This window comes from Polaromonas sp. LjRoot131, assembly GCF_964252805.1.
GTDB lineage: Bacteria > Pseudomonadota > Gammaproteobacteria > Burkholderiales > Burkholderiaceae_C > Polaromonas.
The window spans coordinates 655987-680368 of record NZ_CAXUPF020000002.1; the positions used below are offsets into that span (position 1 = coordinate 655987).

Annotated in this window: 26 protein-coding genes; 24 read left to right on the forward strand and 2 right to left on the reverse strand. The window is 63.6% G+C overall.

What is annotated here, in order from left to right; all coding sequences use genetic code 11:
* Positions 1-48: 48 nt before the first annotated feature.
* Entirely contained in the window at positions 49-4353 is a 4305-nt protein-coding gene (locus tag ACSQ27_RS13590) for a PAS domain S-box protein (RefSeq protein WP_436156013.1), read from the forward strand.
* A 154-nt stretch (positions 4354-4507) separates the two neighbouring features.
* Positions 4508-5149, forward strand: coding sequence for a response regulator (locus tag ACSQ27_RS13595; RefSeq protein ID WP_436156014.1), 642 nt, complete (start codon positions 4508-4510; stop codon positions 5147-5149).
* A gap of 218 nt (positions 5150-5367) precedes the next feature.
* Here ACSQ27_RS13595 and ACSQ27_RS13600 read toward each other — a convergent pair whose 3' ends face one another.
* Positions 5368-6450: an MBL fold metallo-hydrolase gene (locus ACSQ27_RS13600; RefSeq protein ID WP_436156015.1), complete on the reverse strand. Its 1083-nt coding sequence runs from the start codon at positions 6448-6450 to the stop codon at positions 5368-5370.
* A 111-nt stretch (positions 6451-6561) separates the two neighbouring features.
* On the opposite strand from ACSQ27_RS13600, the gene ACSQ27_RS13605 reads away from it, so the two are divergent.
* From ACSQ27_RS13605 to ACSQ27_RS13710, 22 genes are all read left to right on the forward strand, one after another.
* The gene (locus ACSQ27_RS13605; protein WP_007867394.1) at positions 6562-6969 is read left to right on the forward strand and encodes a MerR family transcriptional regulator; all 408 of its coding nucleotides are present in this window, start codon (positions 6562-6564) and stop codon (positions 6967-6969) included.
* 127 nt (positions 6970-7096) lie between these two features.
* Complete coding sequence (locus ACSQ27_RS13610; protein WP_436156016.1) at positions 7097-7540, forward strand: PaaI family thioesterase; 444 nt, start codon at positions 7097-7099, stop codon at positions 7538-7540.
* A gap of 37 nt (positions 7541-7577) precedes the next feature.
* On the forward strand, positions 7578-8759 hold the full coding sequence (locus ACSQ27_RS13615; RefSeq protein ID WP_436156017.1) for an isovaleryl-CoA dehydrogenase: 1182 nt from the start codon (positions 7578-7580) through the stop codon (positions 8757-8759).
* Between the two features lie 5 nt (positions 8760-8764).
* A complete protein-coding gene (locus tag ACSQ27_RS13620; RefSeq protein ID WP_436156018.1) occupies positions 8765-9583 on the forward strand; it encodes a hypothetical protein in 819 nt (272 codons plus the stop codon).
* Positions 9584-9634: 51 nt separating this feature from the next.
* The gene (can, locus tag ACSQ27_RS13625; protein WP_436156019.1) at positions 9635-10327 is read left to right on the forward strand and encodes a carbonate dehydratase; all 693 of its coding nucleotides are present in this window, start codon (positions 9635-9637) and stop codon (positions 10325-10327) included.
* 12 nt (positions 10328-10339) lie between these two features.
* The gene (gene aceK, locus ACSQ27_RS13630) at positions 10340-12217 is read left to right on the forward strand and encodes a bifunctional isocitrate dehydrogenase kinase/phosphatase (RefSeq protein WP_436156020.1); all 1878 of its coding nucleotides are present in this window, start codon (positions 10340-10342) and stop codon (positions 12215-12217) included.
* Positions 12218-12236: 19 nt separating this feature from the next.
* Positions 12237-12938, forward strand: coding sequence for a hypothetical protein (locus ACSQ27_RS13635; RefSeq protein ID WP_436156021.1), 702 nt, complete (start codon positions 12237-12239; stop codon positions 12936-12938).
* Between the two features lies 1 nt (position 12939).
* Positions 12940-14133 (forward strand): acetyl-CoA C-acyltransferase, encoded by a 1194-nt coding sequence (locus ACSQ27_RS13640; protein WP_436156022.1) that lies wholly within the window; start codon positions 12940-12942, stop codon positions 14131-14133.
* A gap of 6 nt (positions 14134-14139) precedes the next feature.
* Positions 14140-14814, forward strand: a complete 675-nt coding sequence (locus ACSQ27_RS13645; RefSeq protein ID WP_436156023.1) for an SDR family oxidoreductase — start codon at positions 14140-14142, stop codon at positions 14812-14814.
* A gap of 8 nt (positions 14815-14822) precedes the next feature.
* Positions 14823-15545, forward strand: a complete 723-nt coding sequence (locus ACSQ27_RS13650; RefSeq protein ID WP_436156024.1) for a hypothetical protein — start codon at positions 14823-14825, stop codon at positions 15543-15545.
* Positions 15546-15554: 9 nt separating this feature from the next.
* Complete coding sequence (locus tag ACSQ27_RS13655; protein WP_436156025.1) at positions 15555-16685, forward strand: acyl-CoA dehydrogenase family protein; 1131 nt, start codon at positions 15555-15557, stop codon at positions 16683-16685.
* A gap of 21 nt (positions 16686-16706) precedes the next feature.
* Positions 16707-17129, forward strand: coding sequence for a rhodanese-like domain-containing protein (locus tag ACSQ27_RS13660; RefSeq protein WP_436156026.1), 423 nt, complete (start codon positions 16707-16709; stop codon positions 17127-17129).
* Positions 17129-17545, forward strand: coding sequence for a YchJ family protein (locus ACSQ27_RS13665; RefSeq protein WP_436156027.1), 417 nt, complete (start codon positions 17129-17131; stop codon positions 17543-17545). The genes ACSQ27_RS13660 and ACSQ27_RS13665 overlap by 1 nt, the downstream gene beginning before the upstream one ends.
* A gap of 27 nt (positions 17546-17572) precedes the next feature.
* The gene (locus ACSQ27_RS13670; RefSeq protein WP_436156028.1) at positions 17573-17869 is read left to right on the forward strand and encodes a hypothetical protein; all 297 of its coding nucleotides are present in this window, start codon (positions 17573-17575) and stop codon (positions 17867-17869) included.
* A 53-nt stretch (positions 17870-17922) separates the two neighbouring features.
* Positions 17923-18759, forward strand: coding sequence for a metallophosphoesterase (locus tag ACSQ27_RS13675; RefSeq protein ID WP_436156029.1), 837 nt, complete (start codon positions 17923-17925; stop codon positions 18757-18759).
* A complete protein-coding gene (locus ACSQ27_RS13680) occupies positions 18756-19418 on the forward strand; it encodes an HAD family hydrolase (protein ID WP_436156030.1) in 663 nt (220 codons plus the stop codon). Before ACSQ27_RS13675 ends, ACSQ27_RS13680 begins: the two co-directional genes overlap by 4 nt.
* Before the next feature lie 113 nt (positions 19419-19531).
* Positions 19532-19912 carry a YciI family protein gene (locus tag ACSQ27_RS13685; protein ID WP_436156031.1) on the forward strand — a complete coding sequence of 127 codons (381 nt, stop codon included), beginning with the start codon at positions 19532-19534 and terminating at the stop codon, positions 19910-19912.
* A gap of 97 nt (positions 19913-20009) precedes the next feature.
* Positions 20010-20792 (forward strand): 4-hydroxy-2-oxoheptanedioate aldolase, encoded by a 783-nt coding sequence (hpaI, locus tag ACSQ27_RS13690; RefSeq protein ID WP_436156032.1) that lies wholly within the window; start codon positions 20010-20012, stop codon positions 20790-20792.
* An 86-nt stretch (positions 20793-20878) separates the two neighbouring features.
* On the forward strand, positions 20879-22039 hold the full coding sequence (locus ACSQ27_RS13695; protein WP_436156033.1) for an aminotransferase class V-fold PLP-dependent enzyme: 1161 nt from the start codon (positions 20879-20881) through the stop codon (positions 22037-22039).
* Between the two features lie 22 nt (positions 22040-22061).
* The gene (locus ACSQ27_RS13700; RefSeq protein ID WP_436156034.1) at positions 22062-22457 is read left to right on the forward strand and encodes a hypothetical protein; all 396 of its coding nucleotides are present in this window, start codon (positions 22062-22064) and stop codon (positions 22455-22457) included.
* 643 nt (positions 22458-23100) lie between these two features.
* The gene (locus ACSQ27_RS13705; RefSeq protein ID WP_436156035.1) at positions 23101-23313 is read left to right on the forward strand and encodes a hypothetical protein; all 213 of its coding nucleotides are present in this window, start codon (positions 23101-23103) and stop codon (positions 23311-23313) included.
* The gene (locus ACSQ27_RS13710; protein WP_436156036.1) at positions 23310-23996 is read left to right on the forward strand and encodes a Fic family protein; all 687 of its coding nucleotides are present in this window, start codon (positions 23310-23312) and stop codon (positions 23994-23996) included. The genes ACSQ27_RS13705 and ACSQ27_RS13710 overlap by 4 nt, the downstream gene beginning before the upstream one ends.
* Positions 23997-24074: 78 nt before the next feature.
* On the opposite strand, the gene ACSQ27_RS13715 is transcribed toward ACSQ27_RS13710, so the two are convergent.
* Positions 24075-24305, reverse strand: a complete 231-nt coding sequence (locus tag ACSQ27_RS13715) for a helix-turn-helix domain-containing protein (protein WP_436156037.1) — start codon at positions 24303-24305, stop codon at positions 24075-24077.
* Positions 24306-24382 lie beyond the last annotated feature (77 nt).

Below are 24382 nucleotides of genomic sequence, written 5' to 3' on the forward strand. Positions count from 1 at the left end.
ATGCAGGGCGCCCGCGCAGCTTTGGCGGGCTCCTGAGAGATGGCCGCGATGAAGGTTCAGATCACGCTGCGGACCCGTCTCGTCATTCTGGTGCTGGCCGCGATTGTTCCGTTGTTCGGCCTGTCCATCTTCAAGGCCGTCTACAACGCCGATGCCGCCGTCGAGCGGGCCATGACCGACCTGCAGTTCGCGGCCTCGCTGGCGGCCTCCAACCAGCAGCAGCTGGCCGAGACGGCGCGCCAGGTGCTCACGGCCGTCGTCCATGCGCCCGAGCTGCTGAGCGACCAGGAAGGCAAAACCGTCAAGGGCGGCAGAGGCGGGCGCTGCGACGCCTACCTGGCGGAGCTGAACCGGTTGTTTCCGCTGTACGCCAACCTGGGCGTTGTGGGCATGGACGGCCAGGCGCTGTGCAACGGGATTCCCAATGTGACATTGAACTACCTGGGTGACCGCGCGTATTTCCGCGACGCCGTGGCCCGCCGCGACTTTGTCGCCGGCGAATACATCGTGGGCCGCGCCACGGGCATACCCTCCATCAGCTTCGCGCTGCCCCTGCTGGACCGCGAAGGGCGTGTCGTGGTCGTGGCCTATGCCTCGGTGGACCTGACCGAAATGGCCAAGTCGGCGCTGAATATCGAGCTGCCGCCCGGCGCCGCGCTCGGCATCCACGACCGCAACGGCGTGCTGCTGGCCGGAAAACCGGCCCTGCCCATCCGTATCGGCCAGAAAGCGGCCAGCCCGGTGCTGCGCGAGGCGGTCAAGGCCATGCGGGCCGGCACGGCCGACGGCCCGGACGGCGCGGGCAAGCGCCGGCTGTGGGCCTACACGCCCAGCAGCGGCAACGCGGGCGAGGCATTTTTTGTGGCGGTCAGCCTGGACCACAACCTCGTGGTGGGCGCCTCCCAGCGCCAGCTGTGGCTGGAACTGGGCGTGCTGTCCGCGCTGGCCTTCCTGAGCGGCCTGCTGGCCTGGATGATGGGCGGGCGCGCCATCGTGCTTCCCACGCGCAACATCCTGGAGGCGACCCGGCGCATCGAGGACGGGCGGCTGGACGTGCGCATCCCGATCAGCCCGTCCGATGACGGCGGAGAGTTCTCCCGGATCTCCGCCGGCTTCAACCGCATGGCCGAATCCCTGCAAAAGCACCGCGGCGCCCTGGAGGCGGAACTGGCGAACAGCGAAGCCATCCAGCGCAGGCTGCAGGATGCCCAGCGGCTGGGACGCATAGGGTATTGGCAGCTCGACGTCGGCACCGAGAAGACCTGGTGGTCCGATGAGGTCTATGACTTGCTCGGCGTGGACAAGGCGGTGTTCGCCGCGAGCCGCGAGGCGTTTTTGCAGCTTATCCATCCCGGCGACCGCGCTGGCTTCAAGGCCAGGCGCGACGCCGCCGTCGAGGGCGGCCTGCCGCTGGACGTCGAGTTCCGCGTCGTCACGGCGGCCGGCGAGGCGCGCTGGATCCACTTGGTGGGCCGCGCCCACGAGCGGCAGGACGGCCAGCCGGGGCATGAGCCGCGCCGCTCCGGCGTGCTCCAGGAGATCACCGACCGCAAGCGCGCTGAACTGGAGATCGCCCGCAGCACCGAGTTGCTGAACCGCACCGGCGAGCTGGCGAAGATCGGCGGATGGGAAATCCAGGTCGACACCATGACGCCCTTCTGGTCCCAGGAAATCTACCGCATCCATGACCTCGAGCCGGGTGCCGCGCTGGGTGTTGCACAGGCGATCCGGTTTTATGCGCCGGAAGCGCAGCCCGCCGTCAGGGCCGCGGCCGACGCCGCGGTCCGCCACGGCACGTCCTGGGACCTGGAAATGCCGCTCATCACGGCCAAGGGCCGGCGCATCTGGGTGCGCACGCGCGGCCGCGCGCTGCAGCGGGACGGCAAGGTCGTGAGCCTGGTCGGCGTGCTGCAGGACATCACCGAACAGCACCAGGCGCAGGAGCACCTGCGCCTGCTGGAGTCCTGCGTCTCCCGCCTCAACGACATCGTGCTCATCACCGAGGCCGGGCCGATCGACGCGCCGGGCCCGCGCATCGTCTTCGTCAACGACGCCTTCGAGCACCGCACCGGCTACACCCGCGAAGAAGTGCTGGGCCAGACGCCGCGCCTGCTGCAGGGCCCCCACACGCAGCGGGCCGAACTCGACCGCATCCGCGCCGCGCTGGAGGCATGGCAGCCGGTGCGCGCCGAACTGATCAACTACACCAAGGGCGGCGAGGAGTTCTGGGTGGATCTCGACATCGTCCCCATCGCCGATGCCAGGGGCCTTTTCACGCACTGGGTGGCGGTGGAGCGCGACATCACGCAGCGCAAGCGGGCCGAGCAGGCGCTGGTGGACAGCGAGCAGCGCTACGCGGCCCTGTTTGAAATGGCGCCGGTGCCCATGTGGGTGTTCGACACCGCCACGACGCGTTTCCTCAACGTCAACAAGGCGGCGGTGGACAGCTACGGCTACTCGGCGGCCGAGTTCCTGGGCATGACCCTGTTCGACATCCGTCCCGAGGGCGAGCACGCGCGCCTGGAGCGGGCGCTCGAGGACGATTCGCCCGTGCGCAAAGGTTCCTGGGAGCATCGCCGCAAGGACGGCTCGATGTTTTCCGTCCATGTGGTGTCGCGGCCCATCCAGTACGCCGGCGTGCCCGCGCGTTTTGTGCTGGCGATGGACATCACGGCCCAGCGCAAGGCCGAGCGCGACGTGCAGGAGCACCTGTTCACTCTGCAGCGCGCGGCCGACGCCGCCCAGGCCATCACCTGGCACCAGACGCTGGAAGGCACCATGCACGAAGTCGCCGAACAGGCCCGGGGCGTGGTGGGCGCGCACCAGTCCATCGTCAGCCTGACCGTCAGCAACGACTGGAAGCAGGCCATCAACGCGCTCTCGCTGTCCGACAAATACGCGAAATACCGCGACCTCATCGAGCCGCCCGACGGCACCGGCATCTATGCGATGGTCTGCCAGACCAACCGCTCCATGCGCATGACGCAGGCCGAGCTCGAGGCCCACCCGCGCTGGCGCGGTTTCGGCAGCTATGCCGACAAGCACCCCGCCATGCGCGGCTGGCTGGCCGTGCCGCTGACCGGGCGCGACGGCCGCAACATCGGGCTGCTGCAGCTGTCCGACAAGTACGAAGGCGAGTTCACCCAGCAGGACGAATACGTCGCGCTCGAACTGGCGCAGCTGGCGTCCATCGCCATCGAGAACGCCCGCCTGCTCGAGGAAGTCAGCCAGCTCAACACCGGCCTCGAGCGCAAGGTCGCCGAACGCACACTGGCGCTGGAGCGCCAGCAGGCCTTGTTCCGCGCGCTGGCCGAGCAGGCGCCCCAGGTCGTGTGGACCATCAACCCCGACGGCGCGGCCACCTATTTCAACCGCGCCTGGTTCGACCTGGTCGGCGGCAAGCTCGAGGACTGGACCGGCACCCAGTGGTTCTCCGTCATCCATCCCGAAGACCTTCCCGACGTCAAGTCCACGTGGGTGACCGCCAGGGCCGCGCAGACGCCCTTCATGGGCATACGCCGCGTGCTGGCCCGCGACGGCAGCACCCACACCATGTCCTACCGCGCATCGCCCGTGCTGGACGAGCAGGGCCGGGTCGCCTTCTGGGTGGGCATAGACGCCGACATCACCGAAATCAAGGCCATCGAAGCCGCGCTGCGGCTGTCCAACCACGAGCTTGAGGCTTTTTCCTATTCGGTGTCGCACGACCTGCGTTCGCCGCTCAACACCGTGGACGGCTTCAGCCGCCTGCTGGCCAAGCAGCTGGGCGCCGACGCCGGCGACAGGGTCACGCATTACCTGTCGCGCATCCAGGCCGGCGTGGCACAGATGGGGCAGCTGATCGAAGACCTGCTGTCGCTGGCGCAGGTCTCGCGCGCACCCCTGAGCAATAAGACGGTAGACCTGTCGGCGCTGGCGCACAGCATCATGGACGATTGGCAGGCGCGCGACCCCGATCGCAAGGCGGTGATCAGCATCGAAAAAGGCCTGAAGGCCCACGGCGACGCCCGGCTGGTCCGTGTGGTCATGGAGAACCTGCTCGGCAACGCCTGGAAGTTCAGCTCCCATGAGGGCGTGGCCGAGATCACCGTCGGCCACACGCAGGACGCCGCGGGACTTCCCGTGTACTTCGTGCGCGACAACGGCGCCGGCTTTGACATGGCCTATGCCGACAAGCTCTTCAACCCCTTCCAGCGCCTGCATGCCGCCTCGGAATTTCCCGGCACCGGCATAGGCCTGGCCACCTCCAGCCGGGTCATCAAGCGCCATGGCGGCAAGCTCTGGGCCGAGTCCTCACCCGGCCACGGCGCGACCTTTTTCTTCACCCTGCCGAAAACGCCGCACACGTCCTGATGTGTCCTGATGTGACGCGATGTGTCCTGATCGGGTTTAATTACATGCACAGAAGGATGTTTTCACCTCTTTTCTCGTGTTTTTTCTAGGGCTTTTTAGAACGAATTGATTAAAATGCGAAAAATGCGAAAAACAATCCTTTACGAGACTGACCATGCGTGAACCCAAGTCCTTCGAGGCCGCCATCACCGCTTCGGATTTCTCGAGCGAGGATTACTGCGGCACCAGCTATGCGGCCAAGCTGCTGGGCCTGTCCGTCGCCACCGTGCAATCGCTGGTGGAAAAAGGCGAGATCGAGGCCTGGAAAACGCTGGGCGGCCATCGCCGCATCGCGCTGCAATCCATCAACGCCTACCTGGCCAAGAACAACCCGCAGCTCTCGCGGGCGGACACCGATCCCAAGCACCGCCTGCGCGTGCTGATGGTGGAAGACGACGAGAACACCCGCGAGCTCTACCGCTGCCAGTTCGAGGATTGGGACCTGCCGGTCGACTGCACCTTCATGCCCTCGGCGCTCGAAGCCATGATGGACATCGCGTCCATGCGGCCCGACCTGCTGATCACCGACCTGTCCATGCCCGGTGTCGACGGCATCGAGATGCTCAAGGCCTGCAAACGCAACCTGCAGCTCTCGGACATGCAGATCGTGGTCATCAGCGGCCTGGCCCCCGAGGCCGTCAAGGCGCGCGGCGGCCTGCCGTCGGAAGCCCACCTGCTGCAAAAGCCGATCAACTTCGACTGGCTGCATGGCTATATCACGGCTTTGGTGACGGCCAATCGCAAGTGGAGACACTAGCCCCCACGGTCGCTCACTTCGTGTAGCTCCCTGCCCCCCGAGGGGGCCGCTGCGCCTGCGGCCCGGCAAAGCCGGTTCCGCGGCCCCTGCTTGAACAAAAGAGCCCCCACGCTTGCTCACTGCGTGTAGCCGCTGCCCCCCGAGGGGGCGCTGCGCCTGCGGTCTGGCAAAGCCAGTCCCGCGGCCCCTGCTGGTTTGGGAAGGCGCCGCGCTGACTCTTACGCTGACACGGCGCTGAAGCGGTAGATCCCGTCCAGGTCGAGGCGGCGCGTCAGCTTTTTGCCGAACCACAACGCATGCAGATGCGCCACCGCTTCGCCCATGGCGAAGGTGGTCTGGTGCAGGTCCAGTTTGCGGGGGAACATGATGGGCAGGATGTCGGCGGCGCTGCAGGGTGCTGCTTCGCAGGCCTGCATGACTTCGGCCAGGCGGTCGCGGTGGTGGTCGTGCAGCTGGCCTATGCGGGTGTGCAGGCCGCGGAAGGGTTTTCCGTGTGAGGGCAGCACCAGCGTGTCCTCCTCCAGCGGCAGGAATTTGTCGATGGACTCCAGGAACAGCGTGAGCGCGTTGGATTCGGGCTCCATGTCGTAAACGCTCACATTCGTCGAAATGCGCGGCAGCACCATGTCGCCGCTGATCAGCGTGTCAAGTTCCTGGCAATGCAGCGCGATGTGTTCAGGTGCGTGGCCGTAGCCGCTGATGCAGCGCCAGTCGCGCCCGCCTATGCGCAGCGCCATGCCGTCCATGATGCGCACATAACTCGCCGGCACCGAGGGCACCATGCCCGGGTAATAGCTGGCCCGGCCGCGGATTTTTTCGATGGACTCCGGATCCACCAGGCCGTGCGAGGCAAAAAAGCGCGCGGCGCTTTCGCCGCCGAAACCCGTGGTGCTTTGTGAGCCTATGCGCGCCGAATGGTAGTCGGTGGCGCTGACCCACAGCCGGCAAGCCCAGCGCTCGCACAGCCAGTGCGCCAGGCCGATGTGGTCGGGGTGCATGTGCGTCACGATGACGCGCAGCACCGGCAGGCCTTCGAGCTGCGTCGCAAAAATCGCCTCCCACTGGGCTTTTGATTCTTCGCGGCTGATGCAGCAATCGACGATGGTCCAGCCCTGGATTTTTGCGCCCGGCCGGTTCGGGTCGTCCATCTCGTCGCGCAGCAGCCACAGGTTGATGTGGTCCAGCGCGAAGGGCAGCGCCATGCGAATCCACTTCACGCCGGGTGCCACCTCCAGCGTCGTGCCCAGGGCCGGCAGGGTATCGCCGAAGGGGTAATGGAGTTGCTGCTCAAGGAGGTTCATGGCAATATTCACGGTATATTTGACGTTTACGTAAACGTCACGTTCAGCCATTGTAGGGATCGCGCCCGTTTCGCGCTGTCGCCCGCGTTTTGCACAAGATTCACTCACACCATGGCCACCACCTACACCATCAGCGACCTGGCAAAAGAGTTTGACCTGACCACGCGCGCCATGCGCTTCTACGAAGACATGGGCCTGCTGCAGCCGCAGCGCGAAGGGGCGGGCGGCCGCAACCGCGTCTACACCGCGCGCGACCGCACCCGGCTCAAGCTCACGCTGCGCGCCAAGCGCCTGGGGCTGTCGCTGGTGGAGGCCAAGGAAATCATCGATTCCTACGACAGCCCGCGTGACACCGCGCCGCAGCTCAAGAAATTCCTGGCCATCCTGACGGAGCACCGCAAGAAACTCGAAGCCCAGATGCTCGACCTGCAGGCCAACCTCGACGAAATCCGCACCCACGAAAAAGAAGCCAAGGCCCTGCTCGCCAAAACCGAGAAGGCCAAGGCAGGCAAGCCCTAGGTCCCGGCCCGCTTGCCCCCGGTTCCGGCCGGGGCAAAGCGGGGCAGGCCCTAAATGCGCCATAATTGACGTTTACGTAAACGTCAATTAGAAATCCCGACCTCCCGCAGCTCGCAAAAGGCTCTTTATGGACACACCCGCCGCTCCGACAGCACTGTTCCGCCGCATCGAGGCCAGCTTTCTGCGCCAGGGCATGATGCAGCACCTGGGCGCCCGGCTGCTGCGCGTGGAGCCCGGCCTCTGCGAGGTCGCCCTGCCTTATTCGGAGCGCGTCACGCAGCAGCAGGGCGGCTTCCACGGCGGCGCCATGGGCGCGCTGGCCGACATCGCCGGCGGTTATGCGGCCCTCACCGTGGCCGCCGAAGATTCCGAAGTCACCACCGTCGAATACAAGATCAACTTCATGGCCGGTTTCAAGGACGGCGAGCTGCGCGCCCTGGGCCGGGTCGCCAAGGCCGGCAAGCGCATCATCGTCACCACCGCCGAAGTCACGCACGTCGCCCCCGGCGGCAAGGAAAGCGCCTGCGCGCTGATGCAGCAGACCCTGGTGCCCGTGCCCAAGACCTACTGACTCATCCAACCCATCATTCGCTCCCAGAAAGCCCATCATGACCAATATGCCCGGACTCAACTTCATGCTCGGTGAAGACATCGACGCCCTGCGCGACGCGGTGCGCGAATTCGCCCAGGCCGAAATCGCCCCTCGCGCGGCCGAGGTGGACCGCAGCGACCAGTTCCCCATGGACCTGTGGCAAAAAATGGGCGCGCTCGGCGTGCTCGGCATTACCGTCGGCGAGGAATACGGCGGCGCCAACATGGGCTACCTGGCCCACATGATCGCCATGGAAGAGATCAGCCGCGCCAGCGCCTCCGTCGGCCTGTCCTACGGCGCGCACAGCAACCTCTGCGTGAACCAGATCAAGCGCAACGGCAGCGACGAACAGCGCAAGAAATACCTGCCCAAGCTGATCAGCGGCGAACATGTGGGCGCGCTCGCCATGAGCGAGCCCGGCGCCGGCAGCGACGTCATCAGCATGAAGCTGAAAGCCGAGGACAAGGGCGGCTACTACCTGCTCAACGGCAGCAAGATGTGGATCACCAACGGCCCCGACGCCGACACCCTGGTCGTCTACGCCAAGACCGAACCCGAACTCGGTGCACGCGGCGTCACCGCCTTCCTGATCGAAAAAGGCATGAAGGGCTTTTCCGTCGCGCAAAAGCTCGACAAATTGGGCATGCGCGGCAGCCACACCGGCGAGCTGGTCTTCAACAACGTCGAAGTGCCGGCCAGCCAGATCCTGGGCGGCCTCAACAGCGGCGCCAAGGTGCTCATGAGCGGCCTCGACTACGAGCGCGCCGTGCTCACCGGCGGCCCGCTGGGCATCATGCAGTCCGTCATGGACAGCGTCGTGCCCTACATCCACGACCGCAAGCAGTTCGGCCAGAGCATCGGCGAGTTCCAGCTGATCCAGGGCAAGGTCGCCGACATGTACACCGTGCTGCAGGCCGGCCGCGCCTTTGCCTACACCGTCGCCAAAAACCTCGACATGCTGGGCACCGACCACGTGCGCCAGGTCCGCAAGGACTGCGCCTCCGTCATCCTCTGGTGCGCCGAAAAAGCCACCTGGATGGCCGGCGAGGGCCTGCAGATCCACGGCGGCAACGGCTACATCAACGACTACCCGCTGGGCCGCCTCTGGCGCGACGCCAAGCTCTATGAAATCGGCGCCGGCACCAGCGAAATCCGCCGCATGCTGATAGGCCGCGAGCTGTTCGCCGAGACCATGTGAGGCCAGTGCCCATGCCGGTGATGCATCAGACGCTGAAATGGATTCTTGTGCTCGCGCTTGCCGCGCTTCTCGGCGCGTGCGAAAAAGAGGAGCCCTTGCCCAACAACGCCGCGGCACCCGAAGCGGACGCCAGCTTCGAATGTCCCGTCCCTGAATCGTTGCGGGGAAAGGTTTCGAACGTTTTTGTGGACGCCACAAGAATCGGTGAGCCTGAAAAGGGCCAGCTCGCCCTTGAGGGCAGTTTTGTGGCGTACGCCGTCGGCCTTACCCTGCAGGACGGCTCCAGCACCAGCATCCAGCTTGACGACACCCTGGGTTTCAGCGCCAAGGGCCTGGCGCATCACACGGCTTGCGAGCAGTTCAAGTGGAAAAGCCTGGGAAACCTCACCCTGTTTGAATACCTTTACGGCGGAGCAAACCCCTATCCGGCCCAGCAGCTGATGTACTCGCGCGGCCCCACGCCGAACTTCAAGAACCTGTACCCACTTTTCGGTAAAAATCCGGCCGCCTTCTACGAAAGCCAAGGCGAGCGCTGCCTGGCCGGGCTGGTCAAAGGTGACGGTGAAGTGCAGCGATGGTGTTACCAGGACGGCAAGCTGCGTCTCACGCGGAAGATGCTGGATGCCTCGTTTGCCGGCGGCGACTACCGGTTTGTCTGCGATTTTTCCGGCGAAGGGCCTTTGTTGATCGATGCATCGATCGTGAAGTCCGGGCCCAATCCCACACCCTCGGATCCGCACAGCGACAAGGAACTCGCCACCATGACGGAAAAATGCCTGGCCGAGAAAGCGCTTCTGAAGCCGAAGGGGTTCGATGAAACATGACTTTCAGCCGCTTCCCGGACGGCATCCCCGCAGGCAGGTGAAAATACGACCATGACCACTTCGCTCCAAGACCTCTTCGCCCACAACCGCGCCTGGGCCGCGCAGATGGAAGCCGAGCGGCCCGGCTTCTTCACCAGCCTGGTGAAGCAGCAGACGCCCAGGTATATGTGGATAGGCTGCTCCGACAGCCGCGTGCCCGCCAACCAGATCACCGGTCTCGAGCCCGGCGAGGTCTTCGTGCACCGCAACGTCGCCAACATCGTCGTGCACTCCGACCTCAACGCGCTCTCGGCCATCCAGTTCGCCGTCGAACGCCTCAAGGTCAAGGACATCATGGTCGTCGGCCACTACGGCTGCTCCGGGGTGCAGGCGGCCCTTGAGGGCGCGCGCATCGGCCTGGCCGACAACTGGCTCCGCCACATCCAGGACGTGCGGCACCGCCACCGCCAGCTGCTCGACAGCCTGCCCGAAGAAGTGCGCGCGCAGGCCCTGTGCGACATCAACGTCATCGAGCAGGTGGTCAACGTCTCCGTCAGCACCGTCATGGTCGACGCCTGGGCCCGCGGCCAGGAGGTCACCGTGCACGGCTGGGCCTTCGGCGTGCACGACGGCCTGCTGCAAGACCTGCAGATGAGCGTCGCCGGGCCGGATGAGCTCGACCAGCTCTACAGCAAGGCCATAGACCGCGTCTGGGATGTGTGGATGGCCCGCGTCGGCGGCGGCACGCAGCAGCAGCTGGTCTGAGCGAAAGCCGCCATGTTCCCCCAGCGCCTGGACTCGAGCATCGCCTACGACATCGCCAAGGCGATGATGGACGGCTTCAACCGCCACTACCAGCTCTTTCGCACCGAGTCCGCGCGCGCCAAGCACCGTTTTGAAACGGCAGACTGGCACGGCCAGCAGCGCGCCCAGCGCGAGCGCATCGAGTTCTACGACCTGCGCGTGCGCGAGGCCTCCACCCGCCTGGAGCGCGAGTTCAAGGCCGGTGAGCAGCCCATGGACGTCTGGCAGCAGGTCAAGCTCCATTACATCGGCCTGCTGGTCAACCACCACCAGCCCGAACTCGCCGAGACCTTTTTCAACTCGGTCACCACCAAGATCCTGCACCGCAGCTACTTCCAGAACGATTTCATCTTCGTGCGCCCGGCTGTCAGCACCGAGTACATCGAAAACGACGAACTGGCCTCGCAGCCCACCTACCGTGCCTACTACCCCACGCGCGACAACATGCGCGAGGTGCTGCTGCAGGTGGTGCGCGACTTCGACCTGCGCCTGCCCTTCGACGACCTCGAGCGCGACGCCGGTTATGTGCTCGAAGCCATCAGCGAGCGCCTGGTCGACGTCAAGCTGCGCGCCAACTTCCAGATCCAGGTCCTGACCAGCCTGTTCTTTCGCAACAAGGGCGCTTACGTCGTCGGAAAGATCATCAACGGCTTCAACGAAGTGCCCTTCGCGCTGCCCGTGCTGCACAACAAGGCGGGCAAGCTGGTCATAGATGCCGCGCTGTTCGGCGAAGACGACCTGCTGATCCTCTTCAGCTTTGCGCGCGCCTACTTCATGGTCGACATGGGCATCCCCTCGGCTTACGTGCAGTTCTTGCGCAGCATGATGCCGCACATGCCGCGCGCCGAAATCTACAACGCGCTCGGCCTGGCCAAGCAGGGCAAGACGCTGTTCTACCGCGACTTCCTGTACCACCTGCGGCACTCCACCGACAAGTTCCGCATCGCGCCCGGCATCAAGGGCATGGTCATGCTGGTGTTCGACCTGCCGTCCTTCCCCTACGTTTTCAAGGTCATCAAGGACTACTACCCGCCGCAGAAAGACACCACGCGCGAGCAGATCAAGGGCAAGTACCTGCTGGTCAAGCAGCACGACCGCGTCGGCCGCATGGCCGACACCCAGGAATACAGCGAGGTCGCCTTCCCGCGCGATCGCTTCGACGACGAACTGATCGCCGAGATCGAAAAGTTCGCGCCCAGCCAGCTTGAGATCAGCGACCGCGACGGCGACGGCCAGACCGAGGTCATCATCAAGCACGTCTACATCGAGCGCCGCATGATCCCGCTCAACATCTACCTGCAGGAAGCCTTTGACGCCGGCGTCAACGAGCCGGCCGCCAAGGACCAGATAGAGCGCGCCGTCGTCGAATACGGCAACGCCATCAAGGACCTGGTCGCCGCCAACATCTTCCCCGGCGACATGCTCTGGAAGAACTTCGGCATCACGCGCCACGGCAAGGTCGTGTTCTACGACTACGACGAGATCGAATACATCACCGACTGCAACTTCCGCAAGGTGCCCGCCGCCCGCAACGAGGAAGAAGAGATGAGCGGCGAGGTCTGGTACTCCGTCGGCCCCAAGGACGTGTTCCCCGAAACCTTCGAGCCCTTCCTGCTCGGCAACGACGCGGTGCGCGAGGTCTTCATGAAGCACCACGCCAACCTGCTGGACGCCGATTTCTGGCAGAAACACCAGGCCCGCATCCAGGCCGGCCATGTACATGACGTGTTTCCCTACGAGCGCGAAAAACGTTTCATCGTGCTGCACAGCCCCGGTGCGCCCCATGACGAGGTGCTCACCCAGCTCCCGCCTGAACCGGTTTTGACAGGCCTCAGCGGCTTGACTCCTTGAGCGATAAAAAGGCGGTCTCATGACAAGGCTTGTTTTTCAGTGTGTGGTGCTCATCGCTGTGTTGACGGCAGCAACTGTCGCGCGGGCCCAGCATTTCTCCATCGTTCCGAAATTCGGGGGGCAGACGCTCACGACGGAGCAGCTTGCCGCCAATGCCGAGTTTGTGGCCGGCATTGAAGCGCAGTACAAGGGCGATCGGGTCAAGGCCGCCGAAGACCTCGCAAAAGCCGGCTGGGCGTCGTTGACGCTGGAGCCCATGGCCTGGGAGCATCCCATGCGGCGCTTCAACCAGGCTTGGATGGTGAACCCCTATGAACCCACGGCGTTGTGGGGCATGGCCGTGGCGACAAGCCGCAGTGGTGACAACGAAAAAGCCGCGGCGCTGATGGTTGAGGCCCGCTACCACGGCCGCTATTACGACAATGCGCGTTTCCTGTCTGATTTCGGTTTGATCATCCTGAACATCGCCGTCAAAAGCCGGTACGAGTCCACTTGGAAAGAAGCGATCACGCTTTTTGAGAAGGCCTATCGCATCGACCCTCAACTCCGCATCAATCTCTACAACTGGTCTCTCGCGTATTTTGCGCATGCGCAATACGAAGACGCAGCGGCCAAGCTGGAGCTTGCTCTGGCGACGCCCGACGGCGTCAGGATCGGCCAGGACTACATCGCACTCGTAGAGCAAAAAATCAATCGTCCAATCATCAAGAAGGAGCAATAGCATGTCCAACCCCAACGCAGACCCCATCGTCATCCTCGGCGCAGCCCGCACCCCCATGGGCGGCTTCCAGGGCGACTTCAGCAGCCTCTCGGCCCACGACCTGGGCGGGGCAGCCATCAAGGCCGCCATCGAGCGCTCCGGCATCGCGGCCGACAAGGTCGACGAAGTGCTGTTCGGCAACTGCCTGATGGCCGGCCAGGGCCAGGCCCCCGCGCGCCAGGCCGGCTTCAAGGGCGGCCTGCCCGCCAGTGTGGGCGCCGTCACCCTGTCCAAGATGTGCGGCTCCGGCATGGAAGCCACCATGCTCGCGCACGACCAGCTCGTCGCCGGCAGCCGCGACGTCATGGTCTCGGGCGGCATGGAAAGCATGACCAACGCGCCGCATCTGCTGCTCAAGGGCCGCAGCGGCATTCGCATCGGCCATGACCGCATCTTTGACCACATGATGCTCGACGGCCTCGAAGACGCCTACGAACCCGGCCGCGCCATGGGCACCTTCGGCGAGCAGTGCGCCGACAAGTACAAGTTCACGCGCGAAGCGCAGGACGCTTTCGCCACCGCCAGCGTGCAGCGCGCCAAGGCCGCCACCGAGTCCGGCGCCTTCAAGGCCGAGATCACGCCTGTCACCGTCAAGGGCCGCGCCGGCGAGACCGTGATTTCCATCGATGAAGGCCCCGGCAAGGTCAAGCTCGACAAGATCCCCACGCTCAAGCCCGCCTTCAAGAAAGACGGCACCATCACCGCCGCCTCCAGCTCCTCCATCAACGACGGCGCCGCCGCCCTGGTGCTGGCCCGCGAATCGACGGCCAAGGAACTGGGTGCCAAGCCCATCGCCCGCATCGTCGGCCATGCCACCTTCTCGCAGGAACCCGAATGGTTCACCACCGCACCGGTGGGCGCCGTCAACAAGCTGCTCAAGAAAATCGGCTGGAGCGTGAAAGACGTGGACCTCTGGGAAGTCAACGAAGCCTTCGCCGTCGTGCCCATGGCCGCGATGAAGGAACTCGGCATCAGCCACGACATCGTCAACGTCAACGGCGGCGCCTGCGCACTGGGCCACCCGATTGGCGCATCCGGCGCCCGCATCATCGTGACCCTGATCCACGCGCTGAAAGCGCGCGGCCTCAAGAAGGGTATTGCCACGCTGTGCATTGGTGGCGGCGAAGGCACGGCTTTGGCGGTCGAGTTGGTCTGATCTGCGATGAAAGTCCTCGTCATAGGCGCATCGCGCGGCATAGGGCTTGAGTTCACCCGCCAGTACCTGGCCGAGGGCGCGCAGGTCATTGCCACCGCGCGCGACGACGAGGGCCTGCAGCGCCTCAAGGGCCTGGGCGCCAAGGCCTTGCGGCTTGACGTGGCCCAGCCCGCCAGCATCAGCGGCCTGGCCTGGCTGCTGGACGGCGAGGAGATCGACATCGCCCTCTATGTGGCCGGCGTCTTCCCGCACGGCGACGCGCTGTCGCCGCCCACCCGCGAGGCCTTTGACAACGCCATGCACACCAACGTGCTGGGCGCCATGCAGGCCATCCCGCAGGTCGCGCCCCTGGTCGAAGCGGCGCGTCACGGCAAGGGCCGTTTCGCTTTCATCAGCAGCGGCATGGCAAAGATAGAAGGCGTGGACAGCAGCCGCGGCTGGGTCTACCGTGCCAGCAAAGCCGCGCTCAACATGGCCGTGGCCTCCGCCCAGCACGACTACCCCAAGGCCATCATGGTCGCCCTGTCGCCCGGCTGGGTGCAGACCGACATGGGCGGCAGCGGCGCGCCGCTCACCACGGCCCAAAGCGTCACGGCCATGCGCGCCGCACTGGCTGGGCTCACGTCTGAGCACAAGGGCGCTTTTCTTGACTACGACGGCGCGCCGTTTGGGTCCTGGTAAGGCGCAGCATGATGTCCATGGATCGTGACAATCGCCTCGTCGCCGGTGCGCGCCGTGCGCTTGTGATCGGGCTGATCGCGGTCGGTGCGGCGACTTCGGTTACTTCGGCTTTCGCCGCGCCTGACCCTGTTCCCGCCTGGCCCAATGAAAGCGAACTCGTGACCGCGATGCGTGCAGGCCTGAAGGACCGCACCAACAAGGCGGAAGCCCTGGCCATTCGGGGCATGCATGAGGTCATGGTCGGGAAAACCGAGACGGCCTTCCTTGTTTCGGTGTGGTTCCCGGATCGCGGACGTAATTTTTCTGCGGGTGCTTTTTTGTACCGTCCGGCCTTGAAACAAGCCAGGGAACTTGACTACAGCCAGTCACTGGGTTTGCGTTATGTCGCCGGTCACTATGGCGAGTTCTCCTTGCTGGAGAACTATGGCTCAGGCCAGGGCACCGAGGACTTCATCCATGCGCTGGTCCGCTTCAAGGGCTGGGAAACACAGGTTTTGCATAAAGCCGACTTCGGCAACAACCTGGGCACTTGCGGGGAGTTTTCCCCGTCAGCCAAGCCCTGCGAACAGACGCATGTGCAGTTCCAGTTGCTGGGCAATTCCGCATCGAACATCGTTGAGATGATCGAGGTCACCACCCAGCTTGGCGGGTCCCCAAAAGAAAAACTGTCGGTGACCTCACGCCGCTTCCGGCTCGACGGTAACCGGTTCAGGCCCGTCAAGGGCCCTTAAAGGCAAAAAATGCTGCTCAATCAAGACCAGGAAATGATCCGCGACGCCGTCCGCGCGTTCGCCCAAGAAGAGCTCTGGCCCCATGCCGCGCGCTGGGACAAGGAGCACCACTTCCCCGTCGAGGCGCACAAAGGCCTGGCCGCGCTGGGCGCTTACGGCATCTGCGTACCCGAGGAATTCGGCGGCGCCAACCTGGACTACCTCACGCTCGCACTGGTGCTCGAGGAAATCGCCGCCGGCGACGGCGGCACCAGCACCGCCATCAGCGTCACCAACTGCCCCGTCAACGCCATCCTCATGCGCTACGGCAATGCGCAGCAGAAAAAGCAGTGGCTGACAAAGCTCGCGCAGGGCGAGATGCTGGGCGTCTTCTGCCTGACCGAGCCGCACGTGGGCAGCGATGCCTCGTCGCTGCGCACCACGGCGGTGAAGGAGGGCGACGAATACGTGCTCAACGGCGTCAAGCAGTTCATCACCAGCGGAAAAAATGGACATGCGGCGATCGTCATCGCCGTGACCGACAAGGGCGCCGGCAAAAAAGGCATGAGCGCCTTCATCGTGCCCACCAGCGCGCCCGGTTATGTGGTGGCGCGGCTCGAAGACAAGCTGGGCCAGCATTCCAGCGACACCGCGCAGATCAATTTTGACAACTGCCGCATCCCGGCCGAGAACCTGATCGGCAGCGAAGGCGAGGGCTACAAGATCGCCCTGGGTGCGCTCGAAGGTGGGCGCATAGGCATCGCCGCGCAAAGCGTGGGCATGGCGCGCAGCGCGTTTGAATCGGCCCTGGCCTACGCCAAGGAGCGCCAGAGCTTCGGCACCGCCATCTTCAACCACCAGGCCGTCGGCTTTCGCCTGGCCGAGTGCGCAACGAAGATAGAAGCCGCACGCCAGCTGATCTGGCACGCCGCCAGCCTGCGCGACGCCGGCCTGCCTTGCCTGAAAGAAGCCGCCATGGCCAAGCTCTTCGCCAGCGAAATGGCCGAACAGGTCTGCAGCGTCGCCATCCAGACCCTGGGGGGTTATGGTTATGTCAGCGACTTTCCGGTTGAACGTATTTACCGCGACGTGAGGGTCTGCCAGATTTATGAGGGGACCTCGGACGTCCAGAAGATCATCATCCAGCGCGCGCTGGCTTGAACTGAAACCAAGGAGACCCTGATGCCCATCACCAAAGGATTCCGTGCCCTGGTCGACGAGGCCATGGCCCAGGTCAAGACTTACAGCGTCGACGAAGTCAAAGCCAGGCTCAACGATCCCAAGATACAGATCGTCGACATCCGCGACGTGCGTGAACTCACGGCCGGCACCTTGCCCGGCAGCTACCACGCACCGCGCGGCATGCTCGAGTTCTGGGTGGACCCGGCCTCGCCCTATCACAAGCCGCTGTTTGCCGACGAGGGCAAGGAGTTCATCCTGTTCTGCGGCGCCGGCTGGCGCAGCGCCCTGGCCACCAAGACCCTGCAGGACATGGGCATGGCCAACGTCGCCCACATCGACGGCGGTTATGCCGAATGGGTCAAGCAGGGCGCGCCCACCGAAACGTTGGAAGAGCGAAAGGCCCGCGCCAGCGGCTGCGGCTGATGCCCCAGCCGCTGCCATCCCGGCCATGCCCCTGCGGCCGCACAGGCGTGGCCCAAAAGCCCTTGCCGTTTGCCGGCTGCTGCGGCCGTTACCTGGACCACTTCGACACTGCGCCCGCGCCCGATGCCGAGTCGCTGATGCGCTCCCGCTACACCGCCTTTGTGGCCGAACGCGCCGACTACCTGCTCGCCACCTGGCACGCCAGCCACAGGCCGGCCTCGATAGAGTTTGACCCCGGCGTCAAATGGCTGGGCCTCGAAGTGCGCAGCCATCGCCGGCTTGACGCCACCCATGCCGAAGTCGAATTTGTCGCGCGCCAGAAGCCCGCAGGCGGCCCGGCCGTGCGCCTGCATGAGCGCAGCCGCTTCATTCATGAAGACGGCCGTTGGTACTATGTGGACGGTGATATCCAGTAGGCCAACAAGCCAATAAGGGGAGGGCAGATGTTCAACCAGACCGTGCGCGGCATGTACTGCCTGCGCTGCAGCAGCCGCAAGGTGGTTCGCGGGAATTTCGAAGCCGAGCGGTTTTATCCCCTGCGCGGCCTGCTGCGCTCGCTGCTCAGCAAGCCCGTTCTTCTGCAAAACGAACATGCGCATGCCTGCATGGACTGCGGCCTCGCCTGGAACGAGGTCGACCCCACGGAGCTGCGCAAGAACCTGCGCAGCTACGGCCTGGCGCCGCACCGCACCGGCGTGATGGATGCGGTGAACGGCGACTCGCCGGATATCCGCCTGTGACAGGGCCTGCGAAGCCTTGGGGGCGCCGCGCCGCCGGAATGTTGGCGCTTGCCTTGCTCCTGCTGGGCACCTGGGCTGTCATCATCGAGCCACGCTGGGTCGCCCACCGCGAGATCAGCGAAACCGTCCCCCACTGGCAAGGCCCGCCCGGCCTCAAGGTGGCCGTCGCGTCCGACTGGCACTTCAGCAAACGCCCGCTGTGGCGCGTCATGACGCTGGAGCGGGCCCGCGCCATCGTGGCGGAGATCAATGCCGCGCAGCCCGACGTCGTGCTCTTGCCCGGCGACTTCATTGCTGACCGCGACTACAAACCCGAGATCGCCGCCACGCCCGAAGACGAAATCGCCCAGGTGCTTGGCGGGCTCAAGGCCAGGCTCGGCGTCTATGCCGTCATGGGCAACCACGACTGGTGGCACGACGGCGCGAAATTCACGGCCGCCTTCCAGCGCGCGGGCATCCAGGTGCTTGAGAACGACGCCGTGCCCCTGCCCGGCACCGCCCTGTGGGTGGCCGGCGTGGGCGACGACGACACCGGCCATTCCGACCCCGTGCGCGCCATGGCCGGGGTACCCAAAGGCGCGCAGGCGCTGGTCTTCATGCACGAGCCGGCCAGCCTGTTTGACTTGCCGCCGGTGCGCGGCCTGGTCGTGGCCGCCCACACCCACGGCGGCCAGGTCAGCATTCCCTTCTACGGCCCGCCCGTGGTGCCCGGTGCCGGCCCGCGCGAATGGGCCCACGGCTGGGTGGCGCACGGCGACAATCGCATGTACATCACCAGCGGGCTGGGCGTCAGCATCCTGCCGGTGCGTTTTAATATGCGGCCTGAATGGGTGATGTTCACGCTCATCGCCCCGGCAAAACCTGAACTGGACATGAAAGCGGAACCATGAAATTTGACGCGGTGTTATTCGACTGTGACGGCGTGCTGGTCGACAGCGAACCCATTACCAACGGCGTGCTGCGCGACATGCTTGAAGAGCGCGGCTGGAAGCTCAGCCCCGCCGAATGCATGCGCATTTTTGTCGGCAAGGCCGTCAAGGACGAAGCCGCCCTGATCGCCGCCAACACCGGCGGCCCCGTCACCGAAGACTGGATGGTCCAGTTCCGCGAACGCCGCAACACCGGCCTGATGCGCGACCTCAAGGCCATCACCGGCGCCGTCGACGCCATCGCCAAGGTCCACGCGCTCTACCAGGGCCGCATCGCCTGCGCCTCCGGTGCCGACCGCTTCAAGGTCGAGCTGCAGCTCGAGAAATGCGGCCTCATGCCCTTCTTCAAGGGCCGCATTTTCAGCGGGCACGAGCTGCCGCGCTCCAAGCCCTTCCCAGACGTTTACCTCGCCGCCGCCGCGGCCCTGGGCGTGGACCCCAAACGCTGCGCCGTCGTTGAAGACACCGTCACCGGCGCCACCGCCGGCGTGGCGGCCGGTTGCACCGTCTTTGGCTACAGCCCGTCCGAAATGGGCCATGACGCGCCCGCGGCGCTCAAGGCCAGCGGCGCCACCCATGTCTTTACCGACATGGCCGACCTGGCGGCTTTGTTAAGTTGATGGGCTGAGAATCTATTTCAGGATTATTTTGAGCCGGCATGTCGATTTCGGCGCGCCCCGTTCGTCGTAGAGGTGTCAGCAGACAAAACCCTCCATCACCGAAAGGAAACCCCATGAAATACCTCTGCCTCGCCAACTACAAACCCGCCGACATGGCTGCCCTGTCGCCTGCCGACCGCAAGGCGCTGGTCAGCCAGTGCCCCGCCAAGGATGCCGAGCTCAAAGCCACCGGGCAGCTGCGCCTGAGCGCTTCGCTGGACGGGCCCGCCATACGCCTGCAGCCGCGCGGCGGCAAGACCACGGTGGCCGACGGCCCTTTTGCCGAGGCAAAAGAACTGGTCGGTGGATTTTTCATCATCGAGGCCGCCAGCCGGGAAGAAGCCGTACGCATCGCCTCGCTGCACCCGGCCGCCACGCTGGGCGAAGACGTGGGCTGGAACATCGATATCCACCCCATAGGATTTTTTGAGCAGTACGCCGGCAAGCCGGCCTGAACGCTGCGACGGGCGCCTGCGGGCGGGCCGGGGTTAAAGTGCATGAGGCAGCGGTGCACGCCGCCCAACGCGACAAGGAAAGCGACAAGGAAACCCCATGACCCCCGCAGGCAATCCCTTCAAAACCGCCCTCCAGGCCGGCAAACCGCAAATCGGCCTCTGGCTGTCCATGGCCTCGCCTTATATGGCCGAGGTCAGCGCCACCGCCGGCTTTGACTGGCTGCTCGTAGACGGCGAACATTCGCCCAACGACCTGCAAAGCACCCTGGCCGCGCTGCAGGCGATTGCGCCTTACCCCTCACACGCCATCGTGCGTGTCGTCGAAGGCAGCGAAGCCCTGATCAAGCAGGTGCTCGACATAGGCGCGCAAACCATCCTCGTGCCCATGGTCGACACCGCCGCCCAGGCCGTCCACGTGGTCGCCGCCACCCGCTACCCGCCCCAGGGCGTGCGCGGCGTCGGCAGCGCGATTGCCAGGGCTTCGCGCTGGAACGCGCGCAGCGACTACCTGGCCGTGGCCGACAGCGAAGTCTGTTTACTGGTGCAAGCCGAAAGCGCCACCGCCATGGCCAACCTCGCGGCCATCTGCGCGGTTGACGGCGTAGACGGTGTCTTCATAGGCCCGGCCGACCTGGCCGCCTCCATGGGCCACCGCGGCCAGCCGCAGCACCCCGATGTCCAGGCCGCGATTGAGGGCGCCATCCAAACCATCAAAGCCAGCGGTAAGGCCGCCGGCATCCTGACCGGCGATGCGGCCCTGGCGCGCCGCTACCTGGCGATGGGCTGCACGTTTGTGGCCGTGGGCGTGGATGTGCTGGTGTATGCCAATGCGGCCCGGGCGCTGGCGGCGGAACTCAAAACCCAAGCACCCCAGCGCTGAAACGGTCTCCCGGGCCGGGGCTGTCCCGAATCGGGTTGCGGTGCTAAGCTGCCAACCCGACTTTCAATAATGAATGCGAGACAAAAATGCCTGGACTTCTTCCAAACGTTGACCCCGACGGCCTGCTCGAATTTTCGGTCGTCTACACCGACCGCGCGCTCAACCACATGTCACGCAGCTTCCAGGGTGTGATGAGCGACATCTCCGCCATCCTCAAAGAGGTCTACCACGCGCATTCCGTCGCGCTGGTGCCCGGCAGCGGCACCTACGGCATGGAAGCCGTGGCCCGCCAGTTCGCCGCCGGCAAACATGTCATGGTGGTGCGCAACGGCTGGTTCAGCTACCGCTGGACGCAGATTTTCGAGATGGGCAACATCCCCGCCTCGCACACCGTGCTCAAGGCCCGCAAGACAGCGGCAGGCGCCCAGGCGCCCTGGGTGCCGGCCCCCGTGGCAGACGTCATCGCCGCCATCGCCAAAGAAAAACCCGCCCTGGTCTTTGCCCCTCACGTCGAAACCGCCTCCGGCATGATGCTGCCCGACAGCTACCTGCAATCCGTCGCCGCCGCCGTGCATGCGGTCGGCGGCCTGTTTGTGCTCGACTGCATCGCCTCCGGCGCCATGTGGGTCGACATGAAAGCCACCGGCGTCGACGTGCTGATCTCGGCCCCGCAAAAAGGCTGGAGCAGTTCACCGTGTTGCGCCATGGTCATGCTCAGCGAACGCGCCCGCACCGCGATTGAAACCACCATGAGCTCCAGCTTCGCCTGCGACCTCAAGAAGTGGCTGCAGATCATGGAAACCTACGAAAACGGCGGCCACGCCTACCACGCGACGCTACCGACAGACGCCCTCACACGCCTGCGCGCCACCATGAAGGAGACGCAAGCCTACGGTTTTGCGAAAGTGAAGGCCGAACAACAAGAGCTCGGCAGCAAGGTGCGAGCCCTGTTCGAAAGCCGCGGCCTGCCCAGCGTGGCCGCCGAAGGCTTCAAGGCCCCCGGTGTGGTCGTCAGCTACACCACCGATCCAGACATCCAATCAGGCAAGAAGTTTTTAAACGAGGGGCTGCAGACCGCCGCCGGTGTGCCGCTGCAGTGCGATGAAGGGCCGGACTTCAAGACCTTCCGCGTGGGGCTGTTTGGGCTGGAGAAGTGGCATAACGTGGACCGGACTGTGGCGAGTTTGGCGGGGGCTTTGGAGCGGATTGGGGTGGGCACGAAGATCGCCGACACTGTTGCCGGCTAGGTAGAAGGCCTGCCGACCTCAGATGCGACAACAAAACGTACAACAGCAGAACCTGAGTTCCAAAGAAGCGATACGCCGCTCGGCAATGTACTGGCGGCAGCATTCACCACCGAAGGCCCTTCTGGACTACGCGGCTTCGCAAGGAGTCGATTGCGGCAGGGCCATCTTTCTAAGGCTCGACATTGATTTCCCGGGAATGCCCAGGCTGTTTGGCACACTCCTTACTCCGGAAGAGAAGTTCATCTCGTTTGAGATTGACACTGACAAGAACCACGTCTCGGTGGAGCTCGTCGAGGAATGGCGGGACGTAACGTCAGAGCAGAACCTGAGCCTCAGCAACTCCGGGATTGGAGTTGGGTATGGGGCTTTGGCTGTGCAGGTCCTGCGTGAAATGAACGTTGGCGTTTCGCAAGAATAAATCCTGCGAACGCAGGATATTTCGGCAGTCGGTTTACCGATATCTGAGGCTGTTGTGTGCAGTGGAGCGCGTGGTGTTGCCGTTCATGCTTGGACGGGTGAGGGCTTGGTCATGTCCTCCTTGACGCAAAGAAGCCTGGGCGTTCTCGATACGCCAAGAGCCGAAATTCACGACCTCCGTGTCGGCTTGTTCGGGCCGAAGAAGTTGCACAACGGCGACCAGACTGTGGTCAGCCTGACGATGACTTATTCACATTTTGGCAAATCATTCTGAGAGAATTTTCAGAAAATATGAACTAAAGACTGTATTTTCTGGATTTTTGTCCAAAAAAGCCGTTATTTGAGTGATTTTCTTGGAAGTGATAAATATCATTTTTTCCAATTTTTTCACTACTACGGAGAGGGTAAAGCGCGATCTTCCTATTGACAAATCACTCACGTGTGCCAATATCGACTTCTGCCAAAGTACTTTAATTTAGTGGGAAAGCACCTTGATTTCAATGGGTTTTTCAATTCTCTACGTTAAGTATGCGCGGTAAGTCGTGGTTCTAATTGGGTTTTAATTTTTCTCAATTAATCGACTTTGCTGCGGCGCAATAAGTTATTGAAATCGGCCGTACTTCGGCCAGTACTGGGGAAGCATCATGATCATCGACGGCGTTATGAGTTTAAAAACTAGCGCAGTTCTCTTGGATGCCCTGCAGCGAGCTTCCGTGAAAAAACTTTCCTCGAAAGAGCTTTTGGAGCAGCGTGTTTCGTTCGTGTTTGGCTCGATGAGTAATCACAACGATGTCACTAAAGACAGGGTACGACAAGTTATTTTGGAGCAGGTTGGAGGCACTGAGGCCACCAAGTGATCCTGTTTGAGATTGTTGGTACTGAGCACAATCAGGTCTATCAAGACCTCGAAATTGAGAACGGTACTAGGCAATATGACTTTTTGCGGTCAGTGGTGGGAGCGAGTTTGGCGGTTCAACGCCCCTTTCTTTCCTCTCACATCATCAAGGCACTAAATTTCCACGCGATTACCTGCCTGCATACTAATGCTGGTGAGTATCGGCCTTGCCCAGTTTCCGTTGGGAATCACGTTCCCCCGGATCACTATCGAGTGGAGGCATTGATGGACGATTTTGTCAATATCGTCAATCGATCTTGGGAAACTGCCGATCCAATAGCCTTGTCTGCTCTTGTTCTCTGGCGACTTAACTACATTCATCCATTTATAAATGGAAATGGCCGTACTGCAAGAGCTGCTAGCTACTTTGTCTTGTGCGTAAAAGCAAAGCAGTGGCTCCCAGGGGCCACCATCCTTCCTGAATTGCTACGACGGGAGCGAGATCGCTATGTTGAAGCGCTACGCAAGGGGGATGAATCATTCAAAGCTGGGAGTCTGGATCTTGGAGATCTCTTCGCATTGATTAGCGAATTGCTCGCGGAGCAACTGGCTAGCGCAACCCCCACGCCCGAGCCGCCAGTTGCAGATGCCGAAAATGGTGGAGAGCAACCCCTCGGAGCTGTGGTTCCTCCGCAGGGCAACTGATGGATTTGTGTATTTTTTAAGGGTGATGCGGCTCTACGCTCGTGGTTCGTGACGGAAGCCCGCTGGCGATATACCAGCCTACTCCCGAACCGCCCTCGTAAAACTCTTTTCATTCCCGAACCCCGAAGCCTCGTCCACCTGCTTGATAGGCTTTGAGGTCCTCAGTAACAAGTCCTTGGCCTTCTCAAAGCGCACCTCATCCTTGAGCTGTTGCAGCGAAGCGCTTTCCTCCTGAAGCTGCCGATGCAGGGAGCGTGGCGATATGTTGAGCGCCGTGGCCAGCGTCTCCGCAGTATGTGAAGCGACCACCGGGTTTGCCGGCGCCTGTCGCGCTCACCACGCTTTGGTACTCACACGGCCTGACTGGCCATTGGCAATGCCTGCTT